17 protein-coding genes are annotated in these 19,209 nt (G+C 49.0%); all 17 read left to right on the forward strand.

Annotated features, from left to right (window positions below):
• The first annotated feature begins 9 nt into the window (after positions 1-9).
• The 17 genes from NYE29_RS23985 (at position 10) to nusA (ending at position 19,198) form a co-directional block, all read left to right on the forward strand.
• Entirely contained in the window at positions 10-798 is a 789-nt protein-coding gene (locus NYE29_RS23985) for a FliA/WhiG family RNA polymerase sigma factor (RefSeq protein WP_076110092.1), read from the forward strand.
• 29 nt (positions 799-827) lie between these two features.
• Complete coding sequence (locus NYE29_RS23990) at positions 828-2,231, forward strand: DUF342 domain-containing protein (RefSeq protein ID WP_076110091.1); 1,404 nt, start codon at positions 828-830, stop codon at positions 2,229-2,231.
• Positions 2,232-2,348: 117 nt separating this feature from the next.
• Entirely contained in the window at positions 2,349-2,660 is a 312-nt protein-coding gene (locus tag NYE29_RS23995; RefSeq protein WP_038593454.1) for a hypothetical protein, read from the forward strand.
• A 37-nt stretch (positions 2,661-2,697) separates the two neighbouring features.
• Positions 2,698-3,276 carry a hypothetical protein gene (locus tag NYE29_RS24000; RefSeq protein ID WP_076110090.1) on the forward strand — a complete coding sequence of 193 codons (579 nt, stop codon included), beginning with the start codon at positions 2,698-2,700 and terminating at the stop codon, positions 3,274-3,276.
• The gene (locus NYE29_RS24005; RefSeq protein WP_340897813.1) at positions 3,273-3,899 is read left to right on the forward strand and encodes a hypothetical protein; all 627 of its coding nucleotides are present in this window, start codon (positions 3,273-3,275) and stop codon (positions 3,897-3,899) included. The genes NYE29_RS24000 and NYE29_RS24005 overlap by 4 nt, the downstream gene beginning before the upstream one ends.
• Positions 3,900-4,100: 201 nt before the next feature.
• On the forward strand, positions 4,101-4,802 hold the full coding sequence (gene rpsB, locus NYE29_RS24010; protein WP_036692565.1) for a 30S ribosomal protein S2: 702 nt from the start codon (positions 4,101-4,103) through the stop codon (positions 4,800-4,802).
• A 129-nt stretch (positions 4,803-4,931) separates the two neighbouring features.
• Positions 4,932-5,582: a translation elongation factor Ts gene (tsf, locus tag NYE29_RS24015; RefSeq protein ID WP_038593448.1), complete on the forward strand. Its 651-nt coding sequence runs from the start codon at positions 4,932-4,934 to the stop codon at positions 5,580-5,582.
• A gap of 108 nt (positions 5,583-5,690) precedes the next feature.
• Positions 5,691-6,419: a UMP kinase gene (gene pyrH / locus NYE29_RS24020; protein ID WP_038593446.1), complete on the forward strand. Its 729-nt coding sequence runs from the start codon at positions 5,691-5,693 to the stop codon at positions 6,417-6,419.
• A complete protein-coding gene (gene frr, locus NYE29_RS24025) occupies positions 6,419-6,973 on the forward strand; it encodes a ribosome recycling factor (RefSeq protein WP_038593444.1) in 555 nt (184 codons plus the stop codon). Before pyrH ends, frr begins: the two co-directional genes overlap by 1 nt.
• 79 nt (positions 6,974-7,052) lie before the next feature.
• Positions 7,053-7,826: an isoprenyl transferase gene (locus tag NYE29_RS24030; RefSeq protein ID WP_038593442.1), complete on the forward strand. Its 774-nt coding sequence runs from the start codon at positions 7,053-7,055 to the stop codon at positions 7,824-7,826.
• Between the two features lie 21 nt (positions 7,827-7,847).
• A complete protein-coding gene (locus NYE29_RS24035) occupies positions 7,848-8,651 on the forward strand; it encodes a phosphatidate cytidylyltransferase (RefSeq protein ID WP_076110088.1) in 804 nt (267 codons plus the stop codon).
• A 24-nt stretch (positions 8,652-8,675) separates the two neighbouring features.
• Positions 8,676-9,815 (forward strand): 1-deoxy-D-xylulose-5-phosphate reductoisomerase, encoded by a 1,140-nt coding sequence (locus NYE29_RS24040; protein ID WP_340897817.1) that lies wholly within the window; start codon positions 8,676-8,678, stop codon positions 9,813-9,815.
• Positions 9,816-9,965: 150 nt separating this feature from the next.
• A complete protein-coding gene (gene rseP / locus NYE29_RS24045) occupies positions 9,966-11,240 on the forward strand; it encodes an RIP metalloprotease RseP (protein WP_038593436.1) in 1,275 nt (424 codons plus the stop codon).
• 105 nt (positions 11,241-11,345) lie between these two features.
• Positions 11,346-12,794, forward strand: coding sequence for a proline--tRNA ligase (proS, locus tag NYE29_RS24050; RefSeq protein ID WP_038593433.1), 1,449 nt, complete (start codon positions 11,346-11,348; stop codon positions 12,792-12,794).
• A 307-nt stretch (positions 12,795-13,101) separates the two neighbouring features.
• A complete protein-coding gene (locus NYE29_RS24055) occupies positions 13,102-17,430 on the forward strand; it encodes a PolC-type DNA polymerase III (RefSeq protein WP_340897819.1) in 4,329 nt (1,442 codons plus the stop codon).
• A gap of 176 nt (positions 17,431-17,606) precedes the next feature.
• Positions 17,607-18,074, forward strand: coding sequence for a ribosome maturation factor RimP (gene rimP / locus NYE29_RS24060; protein WP_038593427.1), 468 nt, complete (start codon positions 17,607-17,609; stop codon positions 18,072-18,074).
• A gap of 26 nt (positions 18,075-18,100) precedes the next feature.
• Positions 18,101-19,198, forward strand: coding sequence for a transcription termination factor NusA (gene nusA, locus NYE29_RS24065; RefSeq protein ID WP_076110085.1), 1,098 nt, complete (start codon positions 18,101-18,103; stop codon positions 19,196-19,198).
• Positions 19,199-19,209 lie beyond the last annotated feature (11 nt).

The raw sequence follows: 19,209 nt of genomic DNA on the forward strand, positions 1-19,209 counted from the left end.
TGAAAGCCGTTGAACGAGCATAAAGCTTCTCAATCGGAAACTGACGGGCTCTGGGAACAGTGGAAAGAGCAAGGTAATCCCGAAGCCAAAAAAAAGCTGATTGAGAATTACCTCCATATTGTAGATTACGTGTCCAGCCGCTTGGCAGTCGGATTACCTAAAAATGTATCTAAAGATGATTTGGCCAGCAACGGTGTCATGGGTTTGATTGATGCCATCGAGAAATTCGACTATAAGCGGGGACTCCAGTTTCAGACTTATGCTTCCTGGCGTGTACGTGGAGCGATTCTTGATTCATTGCGCCAGAGCGACTGGGTTCCCAGGTCCGTGAGGGAGAAAGCCAAAAAAATCGAAGATGCTTACCAGCAGCTGGAGCAGAAATACCTAAGATCAGTCAGTGACGAGGAAATGAGCGAATATCTGAATGTTTCGGAGACGGAATTTCAGAATATGCTGCAGGACGTAGCAGTAATGTCGCTCTGCTCACTAGAGGATCCTATTCGCGAGGAAGAATCAGAGACACGCTTGTCCATCCTCGTGGATGATAAAGCCAAAAATCCGGATCGCAAAGTAAATGAGTTTTATTTGCGCGATACGCTCACTAAAGGCATCGAGAAACTAACGGTGAAAGAAAGGACCGTTGTGTCCCTTTTATATTATGAAGATTTATCATTAAGCGAGATCGCCGAGGTGATGTCACTGTCGCCTTCACGGATTTCGCAGCTTCATTCAAAAGCTATTTTGCGGCTGAGAGGAACACTTGAGAAAAATCGCGATCTTCTCATGCAAAACGATTAACCGGGCGACGGTGACAAGGGGGAGCAAAATTGATCGGTAATTATGCTTTGAACCAGTACGTGAGTATCACGTTTTCGGAGGATAAAGGGATTGCGTACCTCCAATTTTCCAAGAAGGATGAAAACTTCTCCTGTTCGAGTGAAGATCTCGAAAGCTTCCTAAACAGTCACAATATTCGTTACGGTATTCAGCGGGATATTGTACAGCGAATCAGCAGCAATCCAGAAGAGTATTTCTTCAACAGGGTACCAATTGCTATTGGTGATCCCGCGGTGAATGGTACGGATGGGCGGGTAGTCCTTACTATCGATATGGAAGAGGACCGCAAACCGCTAGAAAAAGCTGACGGCAAGGTCGATTATAAGGACCTGGTCCGGCTTCACAATGTTAAGAAAGGTCAGTTGATTGCCAGGAAAATTCTGCCAATGCCCGGCAAAAGCGGCAATACGGTTACCGGCGAGGAAATTCCGTATAAAGCGGGAAAAGATGCCCACTTTAAAGTCGGCAAAAATGTTCTGATCGATCAAGATGAAACTTCGATGTATGCCGCGATGGACGGACTCGTTACTCTGACGGAGAAGGGCAAGGTCAATGTTTTCCCGGTTTATGAAGTCAACGGTGATGTTGATTACAGTACGGGAAATATTGATTTTGTAGGGACAGTTGTTATTCGCGGCAACGTCTTGACCGGGTTTACGGTTAAATCTGCCGGAGATATCCGTGTGGTTGGCGGAGTGGAAGGTGCTGAACTGATATCCGGGGGATCGATCGAGATTGCCGGCGGAATTATCGGATATAACAAGGGACTCGTCAGTGCAGGCAAAAATGTAAAAGTATCGTTCATCCAGGATGGAAATGTCGTCGCCGGAGAGGATGTTATCGTTTCGCAAAGTATTATGCATTCTAATATCCGGGCTGGCCGGGATGTGCTTTGTAATGGTTCAAAGGGACTTATAGTAGGTGGTGTTGTACAAGCCGGTGAAAGAGTTGTAGCAAGAACCATCGGAAATACGATGTCTACGGCGACGGCCATTGAGGTTGGCGTTGTACCAGAACTCCGAAATGAGATTAACGATCTGCGCCTGGAGCTGCGGCAACTGCTTGAAAATGAGGACAAAACCAACAAAGCGCTGTACCTGCTGAATCAATTGGCGAACAATGGTCAGCTTGCTCCTGATAAGGTGGCATTGCGCGTCAAGCTGAACGCCACCAAGCAATCGCATATGCGTGAGGAGAAGCGCATTAAAGAGCGTGTACTGGAAATTGAAAGAATGCTCGAGGATACGGTTAGAGCCAGGGTGGAAGTAGTTAAGACCATCTACGGAGGTTCCAAAATCGTAATTGGCAGATATACACGTTTTGTCAAGGATCCTACGGAACGGGTTGTATTTATTTATAGTGAAGGCGATATCACTTTGGCGCCGTACGTTTAATCAGGCGGGCAGCGACAGGCGGCCGGCCATCCTTGATGTCTAAATACAGCAGGCTTCGGAAGGATTTGCGAATCTTGGGACGGCCCGTCCGTTTCTACTTATGAGAAGAGGGTTGCTATGAGTCTGAAACCGGTGGAATTGCAGATTGCCCTGCCCCGGACAACTGACGCGGGCAAAGTCCAGCATGGGCTGCAGCATCGTCCTGCTGTAGATCAGCAGCAGCTCGCAGGACAGAATGTCAAGCAGAGCTCGGAGCTGGCCCATCGCAGCACTGAGGTTGACGAATCTGCGGAATCTGCGCTGCGCAATGATGATAGCCAGGGAAATCATGCGGGAAGTCAGTCCTCTTCCCATCAACAAGAGAAACAGCAGACGTCTCACGACGCTGAACATCCCTATAAGGGCCGACGGATCGATCTCAGTCTCTGAGAGGATATAATTTGATATGTAAAAGGAGATAGGGCACTTGCAACCATGGGTATATATCGTGCTGGTAGGCGCTGTCGCTATCGTTTATGCCCTGAGACTGCCGGCGCGTGCAAAAGAAGACTCAGCCGATAAGCAGAGTCTAAAGGAAACAGAAGCGGCGCTTGAACTATATATGGCGGACATCGAGCGGGAAAATGATAAAATGCTGCAGCTTGTCAGCAGCATCAAACAGCAATCCCAGAACAACAGAACAGCAATGCAGGAGGAGGTCGATTCACTTCGGGAGCAAGTTGCCGATCTGCAAAAGAACTCTATGCTGCTTGAAACGCGTCTGACGGCTGAAGAAAAGGGCCTGCTGCAGCTAACAGCTTCATTTGCCAAGGAATCTTCAGCCAGCCGCGCTTCAGAAGCTGTGAGACCGCCTTCAACAGAGCACGCTGCAGAACAGCCGGAGCCGAAACCAAAGCCGGTCAACTCGATCAAATTGCGTTATCCGCGATTGTTCGAGCTGCATGAGCAAGGTAAGTCTATTGACGCTATCGCTAAGACAGCAGGACTTCAGCGTGGAGAGGTTCAACTGATTCTGCAGCTGGCCAAGCAGGAGGAAACCGGATGATCAAGAATCGTTCCTTCATGTTCGGACTAGGTACAGGCCTGATTGCAGGAGCATTGCTGCTGCAAGTGATGATCACCGGGGGGGCTGCTCCCTTGTCCAAGGAGAAGCTAATCAAGGAAGCTGCGAAGCTGAACCTTACCGTAACCGATCCGAGTGCAACACCTATTGCCACTAGTAATACAGGCGAGACAGGAGAGGTAACAGATGGAGCAGGGAAAGAGGGGACAGCTGCGGTTGTTCCGTCAGCAACTGTATCCGCCGCTCCAGCTTCGCCTGCTTCTACGCCGCAAGCGGCGTTGGAGCCAAGCGCTGCCGCTGCTCCTTCTGAACCAGCTACCCCGTCAAAGCCGGCAAGCGAGAAGAAACCATCCAGTGCCCCAGTTGCGCCAGCAACTCCGGAGGTTGCCGTAAACGGCTCGATATCGGTTACAATTCCTACCGGCAGCACACTTACGGAAACTGCCGATTTGCTGGTCAAAGCAGGTGTAATTACGGATAAGAATAAGTTTCTTCAGACGGCAGTAAGCCGTAAAGCCAATACGAAAATTCAATATGGACGGTACAGCTTTACTAAAGGTGAGAGCAATAATGTTATCATTGACAAGCTGATTACAGTGAAATAATTTATCTTAGAACTTTGAAATTCACAAAACTTTTCATGAATCGTTGCATACATTATTTTATTATGGTATAGTAATTGACGGTGTTAAAACACACGCCGGTTGATTTCGACAAGGGGTGCTTTCTTCTGAAGAAAGTCTTGTAGAAAAATGACACGCGGCGGAGGAGACACACAATAAACCAAAACTAGGAGGTGTGTGAAGATGGCAGTAATTTCCATGAAGCAGCTTCTCGAAGCTGGGGTACACTTCGGTCATCAGACTCGTCGTTGGAATCCAAAGATGGATCGTTATATCTTCACTGAAAGAAACGGAATTTACATTATTGACCTGCAAAAAACGGTTAAAAAGGTAGAGGAAGCTTACAACTTTGTAAAAAGCGTCGCTGGCGACAACGGCACAATCCTGTTCGTAGGAACAAAGAAACAAGCTCAAGATTCCGTAAAAGAAGAAGCTGAACGTTCGGGTATGTTCTTCATTAACCAACGTTGGCTGGGTGGTACCCTGACTAACTTCCAAACTATTCAGAAGCGTATTGATCGCCTGAAGAAACTGGAAGCTTGGGAAGAAGACGGTACCTTCGCAGTTCTGCCTAAGAAAGAAGTAATCCTTCTCCGCAAAGAGAAAGATCGTCTTGAAAAATTCCTGGGCGGTATCAAGAACATGAAAGGCCTGCCAAGCGCGCTGTTCATTATCGACCCGCGTAAAGAGCGCATCGCTGTTGCGGAAGCTCGCAAATTGGGTATTCCTATCGTGGCTATCGTTGATACTAACTGTGATCCGGACGAAATCGACTATGTTATCCCGGGCAACGACGACGCAATCCGCGCCGTGAAATTGCTTACTGGTAAAATGGCTGATGCCGTTGTCGAAGCTCACCAGGGCGAAGACACAACTACTGCTTAAATAGTAGCCGGAATCAAACAAGAACTTAAATGAAAAGGGTGGTTGGCAGGTGGATAACCTCTCACTGCCCTTTTTTTAGGATAATGGACCAAAATGGTATAAAACGACAATTATCTGGAGGGAATAACAATGGCAGTAGATGCAAAAGCAGTAAAGGAACTTCGTGAAAGAACAGGCGCAGGGATGCTGGATTGCAAAAAGGCGCTTGAAGAAGCTAACAATGACATCACCAAAGCCGCTGAATTGCTTCGTGAAAAAGGCCTTTCCGCAGCAGCTAACAAAGCTGGACGTATCGCTACTGAAGGTACAGTAGAATCTTACATCCATGCTGGCGGACGTATTGGAGTACTTGTAGAAATCAACTGCGAAACTGACTTCGTAGGTAAAACGGATTCCTTCAAAGAGTTTGCACGCGATATCGCAATGCAAATTGCTGCAGCTAACCCGCTTTATGTTCGTCGTGAAGAAGTTCCGGCAGAAGCTGTAGAGAAAGAAAAAGAAATTCTGAAGGCACAAGCGCTTAATGAAGGCAAGCCTGAGAAAATCGTTGAAAAAATGGTTGAAGGCCGTATCAGCAAGTTCTACGAAGAATATTGTTTGCTTGAGCAACCCTTCGTTAAAGATCCGGACAAAACCATTTCCCAGCTGCTGAACGAAAAAATCAGCACTATTGGTGAAAACATCTCCATCCGTCGTTTTGTTCGTTTTGAACTGGGCGAAGGTCTGGAAAAGAAAGTCGACAACTTTGTTGAAGAAGTAATGGCGCAAGTTAATCAATAAGAAGCAAGTCGGATTACAACTTCATTGAACTGAATAATGCAAGCATCAAATGAACGGAACACAGGCACAATCGTGTTCCGTCTTTTGTAAGAAAGTGAGGGTATACATTTGGAACAGCCGGTATTTAAAAGAGTAGTCCTTAAGGTAAGCGGTGAGTCACTATCAGGACAAAACGGATATGGCATTGATGCCGAGACGATTATTTCCATCGCAGAGCAGGTCAAGGAAGTTGTTGAGCTTGGAGTTCAAGTCGCTATTGTTTGCGGCGGAGGCAATATCTGGCGCGGAATCGCAGGAAGCGCAAGCGGTATAGACCGTGCAACAGCCGACTACATGGGGATGCTGGCAACAGTGATGAACTCACTTGCACTGCAGGATGCATTGGAGCAAATCGATGTTCCTACCCGGGTGCAGACCTCCATTTCGATGCAGCAGATTGCTGAGCCGTACATCCGCCGCCGTGCCATTCGCCATTTGGAGAAAGGACGCGTGGTAATCTTTGCCGCAGGAACGGGTAACCCCTTCTTCTCGACGGATACGACGGCAGCTCTCAGAGCAGCTGAGATTGAAGCAGAAGTTATCCTGATGGCGAAGAATAAAGTGGACGGTGTCTACTCAGCAGATCCTTTCAAAGACAGTACTGCCGAGAAATACGAGCAGCTGACCTACATGGATGTGCTGAACAAAAATCTTGGCGTCATGGATTCCACTGCATCCTCTCTGTGCATGGATAATAATATACCGCTCATTGTGTTTGCTATTACAGAGCAAGGCAATATCAAACGTGTCGTTCTCGGTGAGAAGATCGGGACGATTGTTAAAGGGAGTGTAGATTAATGCCACAAGCGGTCAAGAAAAATGCCGAAGAGCGTATGGAAAAAGCGATTTTATCGCTGAAACGTGATTTGGCCTCATTGCGGGCGGGACGCGCTTCGACAGCGCTGCTGGATCGCATTCAAGTTGAATATTATGGTGCACCTACCCCTGTTAACCAGCTGGCCAACATCAGCACACCAGATTCACGGACGCTGCTGATTCAGCCTTGGGACAGATCATCGCTTTCCGACATTGAACGGGCAATTATGAAGTCCGATCTGGGACTTACACCGGCTAACGACGGTACTATCATCCGTTTGTCTATCCCTGCGCTAACCGAGGAACGCCGTACTGAGCTTGTGAAGTTCACCAAAAAGTTCGGTGAGGAAGCAAAGGTAGCCATCCGCAACATCCGCCGCGATGCCAACGATGATATCAAGAAAATGGAGAAGAACGGCATCTCCGAAGATGAATCACACGGACACCAAGAAGATATTCAGAAATCAACGGATAAGTTCATAGCTGAAGTTGATAAGGTGCTCTTGTCCAAAGAAAAAGAGATTATGGAAGTATAATGACAATCAAGAGACTTCAGGGCCCCTCCGTTTATGGTGGGGTTTGTCTCTTTCTGATAAGAGCTTGGAGGAAACGGAAATGATCAAACGGATTCAAGCATGGCTGAGCCGTAAAGACAGGCAGGAGCCACAGCCAGTCGAGATTTCACCGGACAACATTCCCCGGCATGTGGCTGTAATTATGGACGGCAATGGGCGCTGGGCTAAACGGCGTGGTTTGCCACGCATTGTCGGCCATCAGAATGGAATGAAAGCTGTAAAACGTGCAACAATTGCGGCCAACGACCTGGGCGTTGAGTTTTTGACCATGTACGCTTTTTCTACAGAGAACTGGAAACGTCCTAAGGATGAAGTTGACTTCCTGATGCGTTTGCCTGTGGAGTTCCTGGCCCTTGAATTGGACGAGCTGATTGAGAAAAACGTACAAGTGCGCGTGATGGGTGATACCGATGCTTTGCCTACACATACCCGGAAGGCGATGGAAGAAGCCGTTGCCCGGACACAAGGGAATACTGGACTTATATTAAATTTTGCCCTGAATTACGGAGGACGTAAAGAAATCGAGGATTGCATGCGCGGATTGGGTCAGGATATCCAAGCAGGCCTGCTGTCCCCGGAGGAGATTACATCGGAGCTGATCGACAGCCGACTGTTATCAGGCGGGCTGCCAGATCCGGATCTGCTGATCCGGACCAGTGGAGAGATGCGGCTCAGCAACTTTATGCTCTGGCAGGTCGCTTACAGTGAGCTCTGGTTTACAGACGTGTTCTGGCCGGAGTTTGATAAAACGCACTTGCTGCAGGCTGTAGCGGAGTACCAGAGACGCACACGCCGTTATGGTGGACTGAAGTAGCCTGATGGGAGATGGAAATCTTTGAAGCAGCGATTGATTACCGGAATTGTTGCCGGAGCAGTGTTTTTGGGATTGTGTTTTTTGGGCGGCTGGGCTTATCAGCTTTTGCTTGCCGGTATGGCGCTCATCGGGTTTTATGAATTTGTTAAAATGACAGGTGTCCGGGTGTTTGGTGGTACTGCGATACTTGGTTATGCTGCTGTAGCCTGCTACATGATTCCTTGGAGCCTGCTCGGAGTGAATCCATGGCTGTCCTGGGAACAAGGTATATGGCTTCTACTGCTGCTGTTCCTGCTGGTGACGGTATTCAGTAAGAATAAGCAGGATATTAAGATTACTTCACTCCTGTTCACAGGGATTGTATACATAGGAATGGGCTTTTCCTATATGGCTGTGGCCCGAGCTGCGAGCGACGGTCATGGGCTCTTCTGGACCTTCCTTTTGTTGTGCTGCATTTGGGGCAGTGACGCAGGTGCTTATTTTGTAGGGAGAAGCATTGGGAGAAATAAGCTCTGGCCAGCAATCAGCCCCAATAAAACGGTAGAGGGAGCCCTTGGAGGGGTAGTGATCTCTATCGTAATTTCCATTGTTTTCGCGATATTTGTTCCTGATCTGCTGACTTACGGACGCGCGCTGCTTATCGGTTTGTCCTGCGCTGTGCTCGGTCAGCTTGGAGATCTTGTACAATCTGCCTATAAACGGGTGTACGGTATTAAGGATTCAGGCTCGCTGCTGCCAGGTCATGGAGGAATTCTTGACCGCTGCGACAGCTGGATTATCGTATTTCCTTTCGTACATATCGTAATGCTTATGCCTTACTATTAAAACGACGGGAAAGAAGGTTCACATATGAAGAAAATAAGTGTTCTCGGATCTACCGGCTCGATCGGCACTCAAACACTGGATGTAGTTGCAATGCATCCGGACTCTTTTGATGTTGATGGTTTGGCTGCAGGGAGTAATACAGCCCTGCTTATGGAGCAGGTCCGCCGCTTTCAGCCTCGCCGAGTATCAGTGTCCACGAAAGAACTCGCTGAGCAGATCAGACCGGAGCTGCCCTCCGGTATTGAGCTTTTTTACGGAAGTGAGGGATTGGTAGAAATTGCTGCGGGTGGGGACGCTGATACGGTCGTCACAGCAGTGGTGGGCAGCGTGGGCTTGCAGTCAACGCTTGCCGCGATCGAAGCCGGACGGCATATTGGGCTAGCCAATAAGGAAACGCTTGTCACGGCAGGGCATTTGGTCACCGAGCTTGCCAACCGTAAAGGTGTTAAGCTGCTGCCCATCGACAGTGAGCACTCCGCAATTTTTCAATGTCTGAACGGTGAGAACCGTGAGGATGTTTCCAGCATTACCATCACCGCCTCTGGCGGGTCTTTCCGTGATTACACCCGCGAGCAGCTGAAGAAGGTTTCCGTAGAGGATGCGCTTCGCCACCCCAACTGGAGTATGGGAGCCAAAATAACAATTGATTCGGCAACCATGGTTAACAAAGGACTTGAGGTCATTGAAGCGCATTGGCTGTTCGGTCTGCCCTATGAGCAGATAAATGTCCTGCTGCATCCGGAGAGTATCATTCACTCCTATGTAGAATTCCGGGACAGCAGTATTGTCGCCCAGCTCGGAAATCCGGATATGCGGGTCCCGATCCAATATGCGCTGACCTATCCGGAACGTTGGGAATCGCCTGCCGCGCGGCTGTCACTTGCCGCAATAGGACGCCTAACTTTCCGGGAAATGGATTTTGTACGGTTTCCAGCCTTGAAGCTGGCGATTGAATGCGGGAAAGCGGGGGGGACGGCAACCACAGCCTTTAACGCGGCTAATGAAATTGCAGTTGCCCGTTTTCTCCGGCATGAGATTCCCTTCCTGCGTATTGAAGAGATTATTGAAGAAGTGCTCCAGCGCCTGGTGAATGTCAATCAACCGGATTTACAGCAGATTCAGCATTGCGATGAGATAACCCGGGAGCTTGCAGCTAAACTTTAAATAAATCACTTTATGTATTTGAAAAATGGAAATATTTGCTTTGCCCTGAAAAATTGGGTGGGACAGTTGATTCTCTTGTGCAGGGCCTTGGAATAATGATAAATTAAGAGGACATACTTCGGTCTTACACCTTAAGGGGGAATGTAACGCATGGAAATGGTAAGAGTCGTCTTTTTAACGGTGTTCATGTTCTTTGTTTTGGTGACCGTGCATGAATGGGGGCATTATTATTTTGCCAAACGCGCGGGTATCCTTGTAAGAGAATTTGCTATCGGTTTCGGTCCGAAACTGTTTTCTTATAAACGCAATGAAACCCAGTTCACGCTTCGCCTGCTGCCTTTTGGCGGTTATGCACGGATGGCCGGTGAAGATCCCGAAATTATTGAGATCGGTCCAGGGCAGACGATTGCCGTAAGACTGGGACAGGATAACAAAGTTAAAAGCATCTTTCTAGACGCGCTCGATACCCGCAGAAATGTAATCCGTGGGGAAGCGCAATATACCGACCTTGAGAACGAGCTGAAGATCCGCCTTGATGTCGATGGAGATGTCACCACTTATGATGTTCATCCACAGGCAATGATGATCAAACGGGGACAGCAGACTCAGATTGCGCCCAAAGACCGTCAATTCGGCAGTAAAACTGTAGGTCAGCGTGCTTTGGCCATCGTTGCCGGGCCGGTGATGAACTTTCTGCTTGCTTTTGTGCTTTTTGCAGTACATCTGCAGATGGCTGGTATCGTCATTGAGAATCCAACCTTTGTGAAGATTGGAGATCTCAGCGAAGGCATGCCGGCTCAGGAAGCCGGAGTGCAAAAAGGTGACATTGTCGTCTCTATTAACGGAGAACAGATTGGCGGAGACTACCAGAAGATGATTTCATTAACTTCCGCCTCCAAAGGTAAAGAGATGCAGTGGACGTTGCAGCGTGGCGATGAAACCTTTAATGTGGCCATGATTCCCCGCAGTATGGAGGGCGAAGAAGGCGGCAAAGTGGGGATCACTCCTGAGTTGCCTACACGGCAGCCCGGTTTTGGTGAGACCATTACTAAATCAGGAACAGCCATGGTGGATTGGACCAAAACGATTTTTGTTAGTTTTAAAACACTGATTAATAACTTTAATATGGATGATATTTCGGGTCCGGTCGGAACAGCGAAGATGACGGGGCAAATCGCTCAGCAAGGCATTCAATACTTGACCTATTGGGCGGCTATTCTAAGCCTGTACCTCGGTATTTTTAACCTGCTGCCGATCCCTGCGCTTGACGGAAGCCGTCTAGTCTTCCTGGGTGTAGAAGCACTTCGCGGCAAGCCGGTAGATCCAAGCCGTGAAGGGATGGTCCATTTTGTCGGATTTGCCTTGCTGTTCCTGGTCATGATCGCCGTTACCTATAATGATATCCTGCGGCTAATTACCGGTTGATTTTTACTTGAATGAATTTGAGCTTTGGCAGTCCCCGCAAAGGACTTGAACGATGTTGTGAAACCAAAGCCACACTTTGCAGGGCATTAGGAGGAGTTCCATCATATGGCAAAAGATAAGCAGTTTGTTACGGAAATCACCCCACAGAGCGAGGATTTCTCGCGCTGGTATATCGATGTAATCAAGAAAGCGGACCTGATGGATTACTCTCCGGTCCGCGGCTGTATTGTATTCAAACCGGAGGGATACGAGATTTGGGAGCATATCCAGGAGGAAATGAACCGCCGCCTTAAGGCAACGGGCCACCGTAATGCTTATTTCCCGGTCTTTATTCCGGAAAGCTTCTTCCAGAAGGAGAAGGATCATATCGAGGGCTTTAACCCTGAGCTGCCTTGGGTTACGGAAGCTGGCGGTGATGTGCTGGAGGAACGTCTGGCGGTTCGCCCGACCTCCGAAACCATGTTCGGGCATATGTATTCCAAATGGATTCAATCCTACCGCGATCTTCCGGTATTGATTAACCAATGGGCCAACGTAGTCCGCTGGGAGAAGCGTACGCTGCCGTTTATCCGTACCACAGAGTTCCTGTGGCAGGAAGGCCATACGGCGCATGAGAATGAAACTGAGGCCCGTGAGGAAACGATGCGGATGCTTGAGAATTACCGTGATTTTGTCGAGACCTATTTGGCAATTCCGGTCATCACTGGACAGAAGACACCTTCCGAGCGTTTTGCCGGGGCGGTTGACACGTATTCTATAGAAGCCATGATGAAGGATGGACGAGCTGTACAGGCGGCAACCTCTCATTATTTGGGAACCAAGTTTGCTACAGCATTTGATATTCAATATTTAAGCCGTGACAATGTGCTGGAATATGTTCATACAACCTCATGGGGCTCCACAACACGCTTAATCGGCTCGCTTATTATGGTGCACGGGGATGACCGTGGTTTGGCTTTGCCGCCTAAGGTCGCTCCAACACAGGTAATCATGATTCCAATCGGACCTCCTAAGACCCGTGAAGCTGTCATTGGCCGGACGGACGAGCTGTTCAAGGATCTGAAAGACGCAGGCATCCGTGTGCGTGTGGACGACCGTGCTGACGTTACTCCAGGCTGGAAATTCAATGAATACGAAATGCGTGGAGTGCCAGTCCGTCTTGAATTAGGTCCTCGTGATATGGAAAACGGGGTTTGTGTTCTGGTTTCGCGTATTACAGGTGAGAAGAAAATCATTCAGCAGGAGAACCTTGTCGCAGAGGTTAATGCCATGCTGGAGCAAGTACACAATGAAATGTTTGAACGTGCATTGAAATTCCGTGAGGACCACTTCTATTCGGTGGATACGTTAGCAGAAATGAAGGATTCGATGGAAGAACAGCGTGGTTTTGCTTTGGCAGGCTGGTGCGGTTCCGAAGAATGCGAGTCTAAAGTCAAGGAAGAAACAGGTGCAGGCAGCCGTAATATTCCGTTTGAGCCTGCGGTGAAGAAGGATACTTGTATTTGCTGCGGCAAGCCCGCTGCGCATACGGTTGTTTTTGCCAAGGCGTATTAATTCTTTGCTCAATACTATATAATTCTTCAGTATCTGAATGTAGCTTCTGGGAGAGGAGTCGGCGGGCCGAAAGAACCCAATGCTTTCACCTCCCGGGAGCTTTTTAAAATAGTGGACTCAAGGCTTCCTAATGTTTTCTTTGGTTTTGGAAATTAGGTTTTTTCAAAATATAAGAATTTATATGCTACACGCTATAAATTATCCTTCTATTTCTCGCTGAAACGGATACCGTCCTTTTGAGGACAGCGAAGCCGTTTCCACTTGCGGGGAGATTTTATTATCTGTGTAAAAGTTAGGTGGGGGAAGCATGGAACAGAACATGGAAAGAAGAAAAAGATTCGAGCTGTTGATGAAGCAGGGAGAGATTCCGCCTGCACTCATTGATCCCTACTTTTTGGACGGGCATATCGAACGTGTGGAAATCAGCCGCGGTAACCGGGACTGGCACATCGTCATTGCCAAAGATACTCTTGTTCCGGCACAAACCTACCGGACATTTTGTTTGAGAATGCGTGAGAAGCTGCAGCATATCGCCAAAGTCAGCTTCTTGTTTCTATATGATGAAAAAGTAAGCAGAGCAGAGCTTGTTCAGGAATACTGGGGCTTGTTTCTGGAATGGGCGCAGCGCGAGATCCCTTCGGTCAACGGTTGGCTGACCCGCTCCACTCAAGAGCTTCAAGACAGTACGCTTCTGCTCAGCCTAAATGATTCGATGTCTTTAGAGCTGGCCCGTAAAAAGGGAATCGAAGGCGCCATTATTAAATTTTACGATAAATATTTTGGCCTGTCCCTGAAAGTTAAGCTGCAGATTGCCGAGAACGAAAACAGCAAAGCGGATGCTTATGAAGAGTTCCAGCAGAAGCTTCAGCAGGAGCAGCGCGAGCTCGTTGAAATGATGATGATGGCCAGCGAGCCGGATGAACCCGTTGATGAGGGAGATCCGAATGAAGTCATTAAGCTTCAGGTCGGTTATGAAATCAAGGAGCAGGCTGTACCTATTCTGGAAATTCAGGATGAAGAGAAGAAAATCACGATTCAGGGTACGATCTTCGGACTGGACAGCAAGGAGCTGCGCAACGGCAATACCCTGTTCACCTTCTGCATCACAGACTTTACTGATTCTCTGCAAATGAAGATGTTTGCGAAGACCAAAGAAGATCTGAAGGTTATGGGCCAACTGGCCAACGGCAAATGGGTTAGAGCGCGCGGCAAGGTTGAATATGACCGCTTTATGCAGATTCCCGAGCTGGTAATGATTCCATCGGATCTAAACGAAGTATCGGCACCGCCGGCACGAAAGGATAATGCGAAGCAGAAGCGGGTAGAATTCCATTTGCACACGACTATGAGCACGATGGACGCAGTGGCGCCAATTGACGCATATGTCAAGACCGCAGCGAAGTGGGGGCACCCGGCAATTGCCGTCTCTGACCACGGGGTTGTGCAGAGCTTTCCGGACGCCAATCATGCTGCACATAAGCATAAGATCAAAATGATCTACGGCGTCGAGGCCAATGTGGTGAATGACTCAGTAAATATTGTGGAGAACGCGCAGCCGCTGGACCTGAAGACCGCCACCTATGTCGTATTTGATATAGAAACCACCGGTTTGTCGATCACCCGGAATAATATTACCGAACTTGCTGCGATTAAAATGACCGGCGGCCAGGAGATAGACCGCTACTCAACGTTCGTGAATCCGCATGAGAAAATTCCATACCATATTCAGCAGCTGACCAATATTACTGATGAGATGGTTAAGGACGCTCCTGATTTGGAGCCGGTGCTGAAGAAATTCGTCGAGTTCATAGGCGACAGTATCCTGGTTGCCCATAATGCCAGATTTGATATGGGGTTCATTCAGGCTTCCCTGGTGAAACTGGGTCTGCCTGTGCTGTCCAATCCTTCCCTGGATACGTTGGAACTGGCACGTCTGTTGTATCCGAGCATGAAGAACCACCGGCTGAATACACTCGCCGACAAATATAAGGTTCTGCTGGAAAGCCATCACCGTGCGGTGGATGATACCATTGCCCTGGGAGGCATTCTGAACGGTCTGCTGGCTGATGCCGAGAAGATGAAGGGGATGACCCGGCTTGACCGGCTGAATGATTATGTAGGCAATGATCTGTCGAACACCCGGCCGTTTCACTGCGGCATCTATGCACTCAACCCGACTGGCAAGAAGAACCTTTACAAGCTGATATCCATGTCGCATACGGAGTATTACAAGCGCGTTCCCTGCATTCCTAAGTCCAAGCTCGAAGAGCACAGGGACGGTCTGCTGGTCATTTCCGGCTGCGAACGGGGAGAGTTCTTTGAGGCTGTGCTCAATAAGTCTACTGAAGAAGCGATGGAGGTTGCCCAGTTCTACGATATTCTGGAGATTCAGCCGCTGACGATGTACATGCATTTGGTGGACAAGGGATTCGTGGCCAGCGCAGAGGATTTGCGGGGCGTAGTGCGCAAGGTTTGTGAAATCGGCGAACAGCTGAACAAGCCCGTGATTGCAACAGGCAATGTGCATTATCTGGAGCCGCGGGACAAGCTGTTCCGCGATATTACGATCCACGGGATTACAGGATTCAGCCCGCTCAAAGACCAGCGCAAGCCGGATGCCCATTTCCGCACTACGGAAGAAATGCTGGCCGAATTCGAATTCCTGGGCGCGGAAAAAGCGATGGAAGTTGTCGTCACCAATACGGTGGAGCTGGCTGACCGCTTTGAGGAATATGACCTGTTCCCGGACCAGCTGTTTACGCCGATTATCGATGGCGCTGATGACGAAATCCGCAACACCTGCTATGAGACGGCAAAATCAATCTATGGTGAGGAATTGCCTGAGGTTGTCGTTGCCCGGCTTGAAAAAGAGCTGGCGCCGATTATCAAATTTGGTTTCTCTGCCAACTATCTGATTTCTGAGCGTCTTGTGAAAAAGTCGAACAAGGATGGCTACCTCGTAGGTTCCCGTGGTTCGGTAGGTTCGTCTGTAGTTGCCACCTTCCTCGGAATCTCCGAGGTAAATCCGCTGCCAGCTCATTATATATGTGTAAATCCGGAATGCCGGCATAGTGAATGGTTCCTCGACGGCAGCGTGCCAAGCGGCTTTGACCTGCCTGACAAGGTCTGCCCGGACTGTGGCGGCAAGCTCAAGGGTGAAGGCCAGGATATCCCCTTTGAAACGTTTCTGGGCTTTAAGGGCGATAAGGTTCCCGATATCGACCTTAACTTTTCGGGTGAATATCAGCCGAACGCCCATAACTTTACCAAAACGATGTTTGGTCCGGACAACGTCTTCCGTGCCGGCACCATCGGTACGGTAGCGGAGAAGACAGCCTTCGGATTCACTAAGAAATATGAGGAGCATCATCAGAAGCGCTGGCGGGGAGCGGAAGTGGGACGTCTGGCCGCAGGCTGTACCGGGGTCAAGCGAAGCACTGGCCAGCATCCCGGCGGTATTGTCGTTTTGCCGGATTATATGGAGATAGAGGATATTACACCAGTGCAATTCCCGGCAGATGATGTCAATGCGGAATGGAAGACCACCCACTTTGACTATCACGCCTTTGATGCCAACCTGCTCAAGCTCGATATTCTGGGCCACGATGATCCGACAATGATGCGGATGCTGCAGGATTTAACAGGAGTGGACCCTACAACCATCCCGATGAACGATCCGAAGGTCATGAGCATGTTCAACTCCACAGATGCGCTTGAAGTAAGGCCTGACCAGATCCGGACCCCTGTGGCTACTTACGGAGTTCCGGAAATGGGGACGAAATTTGTCCGCCAGATGCTGGTGGAGTCGAAGCCTTCCAGCTTTGCCGACTTGCTGCAAATCTCCGGGCTGTCGCATGGTACGGGCGTATGGCTCGGCAATGCCCAGGAACTGATCAAGAACAACACCTGCAACATCAAGACAGTTATCGGCTGCCGCGATGATATTATGCTGTTCCTGATTTACAAGGCTGGGATGGATGCGGGACTGGCCTTCAAAATTACCGAGAGCGTACGTAAAGGGAAAGGGCTGTCTGCTGAATGGATCGAGGAAATGAAAAAGTGCAAGGTTCCTCAGTGGTACATTGATTCCTGCCTGAAGATCCAGTACATGTTCCCGAAGGCGCATGCCGCCGCCTATGTTATTTCCGCGGTCCGCACCGCCTACTTCAAGCTGTATCATCCTATTGAATATTATGCGACATACTTCACGGTACGGGCGGCTGATTTTGATATTGAACTTTGCTGCCAGGGTTACGAAGCCATCGCCCGCCAGATTGTAGATATTGAGCAGAAGGGCTTCCAGGCGCTTCCAAAGGAAAAAGCGATGCTGCCGATTCTTGAAATGGCGCTTGAGATGACAGCCCGAGGTTTTACTTTCAAAAATATTGATTTGTACCGTTCCGACGCAAACAAATTTACTGTTGACGGCAAAAGCCTCATTCCACCGTTCTCTGCACTGGCGGGAATTGGTGAGAATGCCGCCTATAACATTGCTGCCGCCAAGGATGCCGGAGAGTTCCTCTCCATCGAGGATTTCCAGCAGAAATCCAAAGCGAGCAAGACGGTAATTGAGCTGCTGACCGGGATGGGCTGCTTCCGCGGCCTGCCGGAAAGCAACCAGCTATCTCTGTTTTAAACTACAAATTGGATGCCTGAAAAGAGGCAGTCAAGGGCTAGCACTTGTCAGTGCTGATGCACTATGGTATAATTTTTTTGGTAATAATGAGATAAGTCCGTTGTGTAAAGAGTGGGGAAACCCACTCTTTATCTTTGGTATATAGCAAAAGACAAGTTCGTGGAGGTTAATTTCTTTTGAGCACACCCAAATCCAAAATTAAACAAACGGTAGAGCAGATGCTCGGGTCCTATCTCGAGGACAATGGTTTCGAACTGGTGGACGTTGAATACGTGAAGGAAGGCTCCAACTGGTTTTTGCGCATATTCGTAGATAAAGAAGGCGGCATTGATATTGACGACTGCGGTGCCATCAGCGAATATTTCAGCTCAAAGCTGGACGAGAATGATCCTATACCCGAGGCTTATTTCCTTGAGGTTTCCTCGCCGGGTGCTGAGCGCCCGCTTAAGAAAGCGGCAGATGTTGCCAAAGCGGTAGGCAAGGACGTGTATGTGACAGTTTATGAGCCGATTCAGGGACTCAAAGAATTCGAAGGTCGTTTGCTCTCATTCGAGAACGAGGAACTGCTCATCTCCGCGGGCAAAAAAGAACATGTAGTACCGTATGCCAAAGTCGCCAGCGCGAGATTGGCCATTATTTTTTAACGTCTTGAAAGGGGGACCGGATTTTCATGAGTATGGATTTTATCGAAGCTATGAATGAACTGGAGAGGGAGAAAGGCATCAGCAAGGATGTGCTGTTTGAAGCCATCGAAGCTGCGCTGATCTCCAGCTATAAACGCAATTTTAATGCGGCGCAAAACGTGCGTGTGGACATGAACCGCAACACTGGCGTAATTAAGGTATTTGCCCGCAAGCTGATTGTTGAAGAGGTTCTGGATACCCGGACCGAAATCTCACTGCCGGCTGCACGGGAAATCAACCCGCACTTCCAGCTTGAAGATATCGCTGAGCTTGAAGTAACGCCGCGCGATTTCGGCCGTATTGCTGCCCAGACTGCCAAGCAGGTAGTCACCCAGCGTATTCGTGAAGCGGAGCGCGGACTTATCTATAACGCTTTTATCGACAAGGAAGATGATATCGTTACCGGGCTTGTACAGCGCCAGGATATGCGCAACATCTATGTTGACCTTGGCAAAATCGAAGCGGTTCTGCCGCTCAGCGAGCTGATGCCTGGAGAAAAGTTCAAGCAAAGCGAGCGCATCAAGGCTTATATCACCAAGGTGGAGAATACGACCAAAGGGCCGCAGATTATGTTGTCCCGCAGTCATCCCGGATTGTTGAAGCGTCTATTCGAGCTGGAGGTTCCGGAAATTTTTGACGGCGTGGTTGAAATTCGTTCTGTGGCCCGCGAAGCAGGCTTCCGTTCGAAAATTGCCGTCTTCTCACGCAATTCCGAAGTGGATCCGGTTGGCTCCTGCGTAGGCCCAAGAGGCACACGCGTGCAGACCATCGTCACAGAGCTGCGCGGCGAGAAAATTGACATTGTCCGTTATTCTGAGGCTGTACAGGAATATGTGGCCAACGCGCTCAGCCCGTCCAAAGTGCTTGAAGTTCAAGTCTTTGAAGCGGAAAAAATGGCCCGTGTCATCGTGCCTGATTATCAATTGTCACTGGCGATCGGCATCAAGGGGCAGAATGCCCGTCTTGCTGCCAAACTGACCGGCTGGAAAATTGATATCAAGAGCGAGACCCAGGCAGAGCAGGAATACGGCAGACCTAAAACGGTAAGCGATGAAATGCATCAGGATTCCGTCTCCATTGATTAATTAACCTGCTC

Origin of the sequence: Paenibacillus sp. FSL M7-1046, assembly GCF_038007405.1 — a bacterium.
GTDB lineage: Bacteria > Bacillota > Bacilli > Paenibacillales > Paenibacillaceae > Paenibacillus_AQ.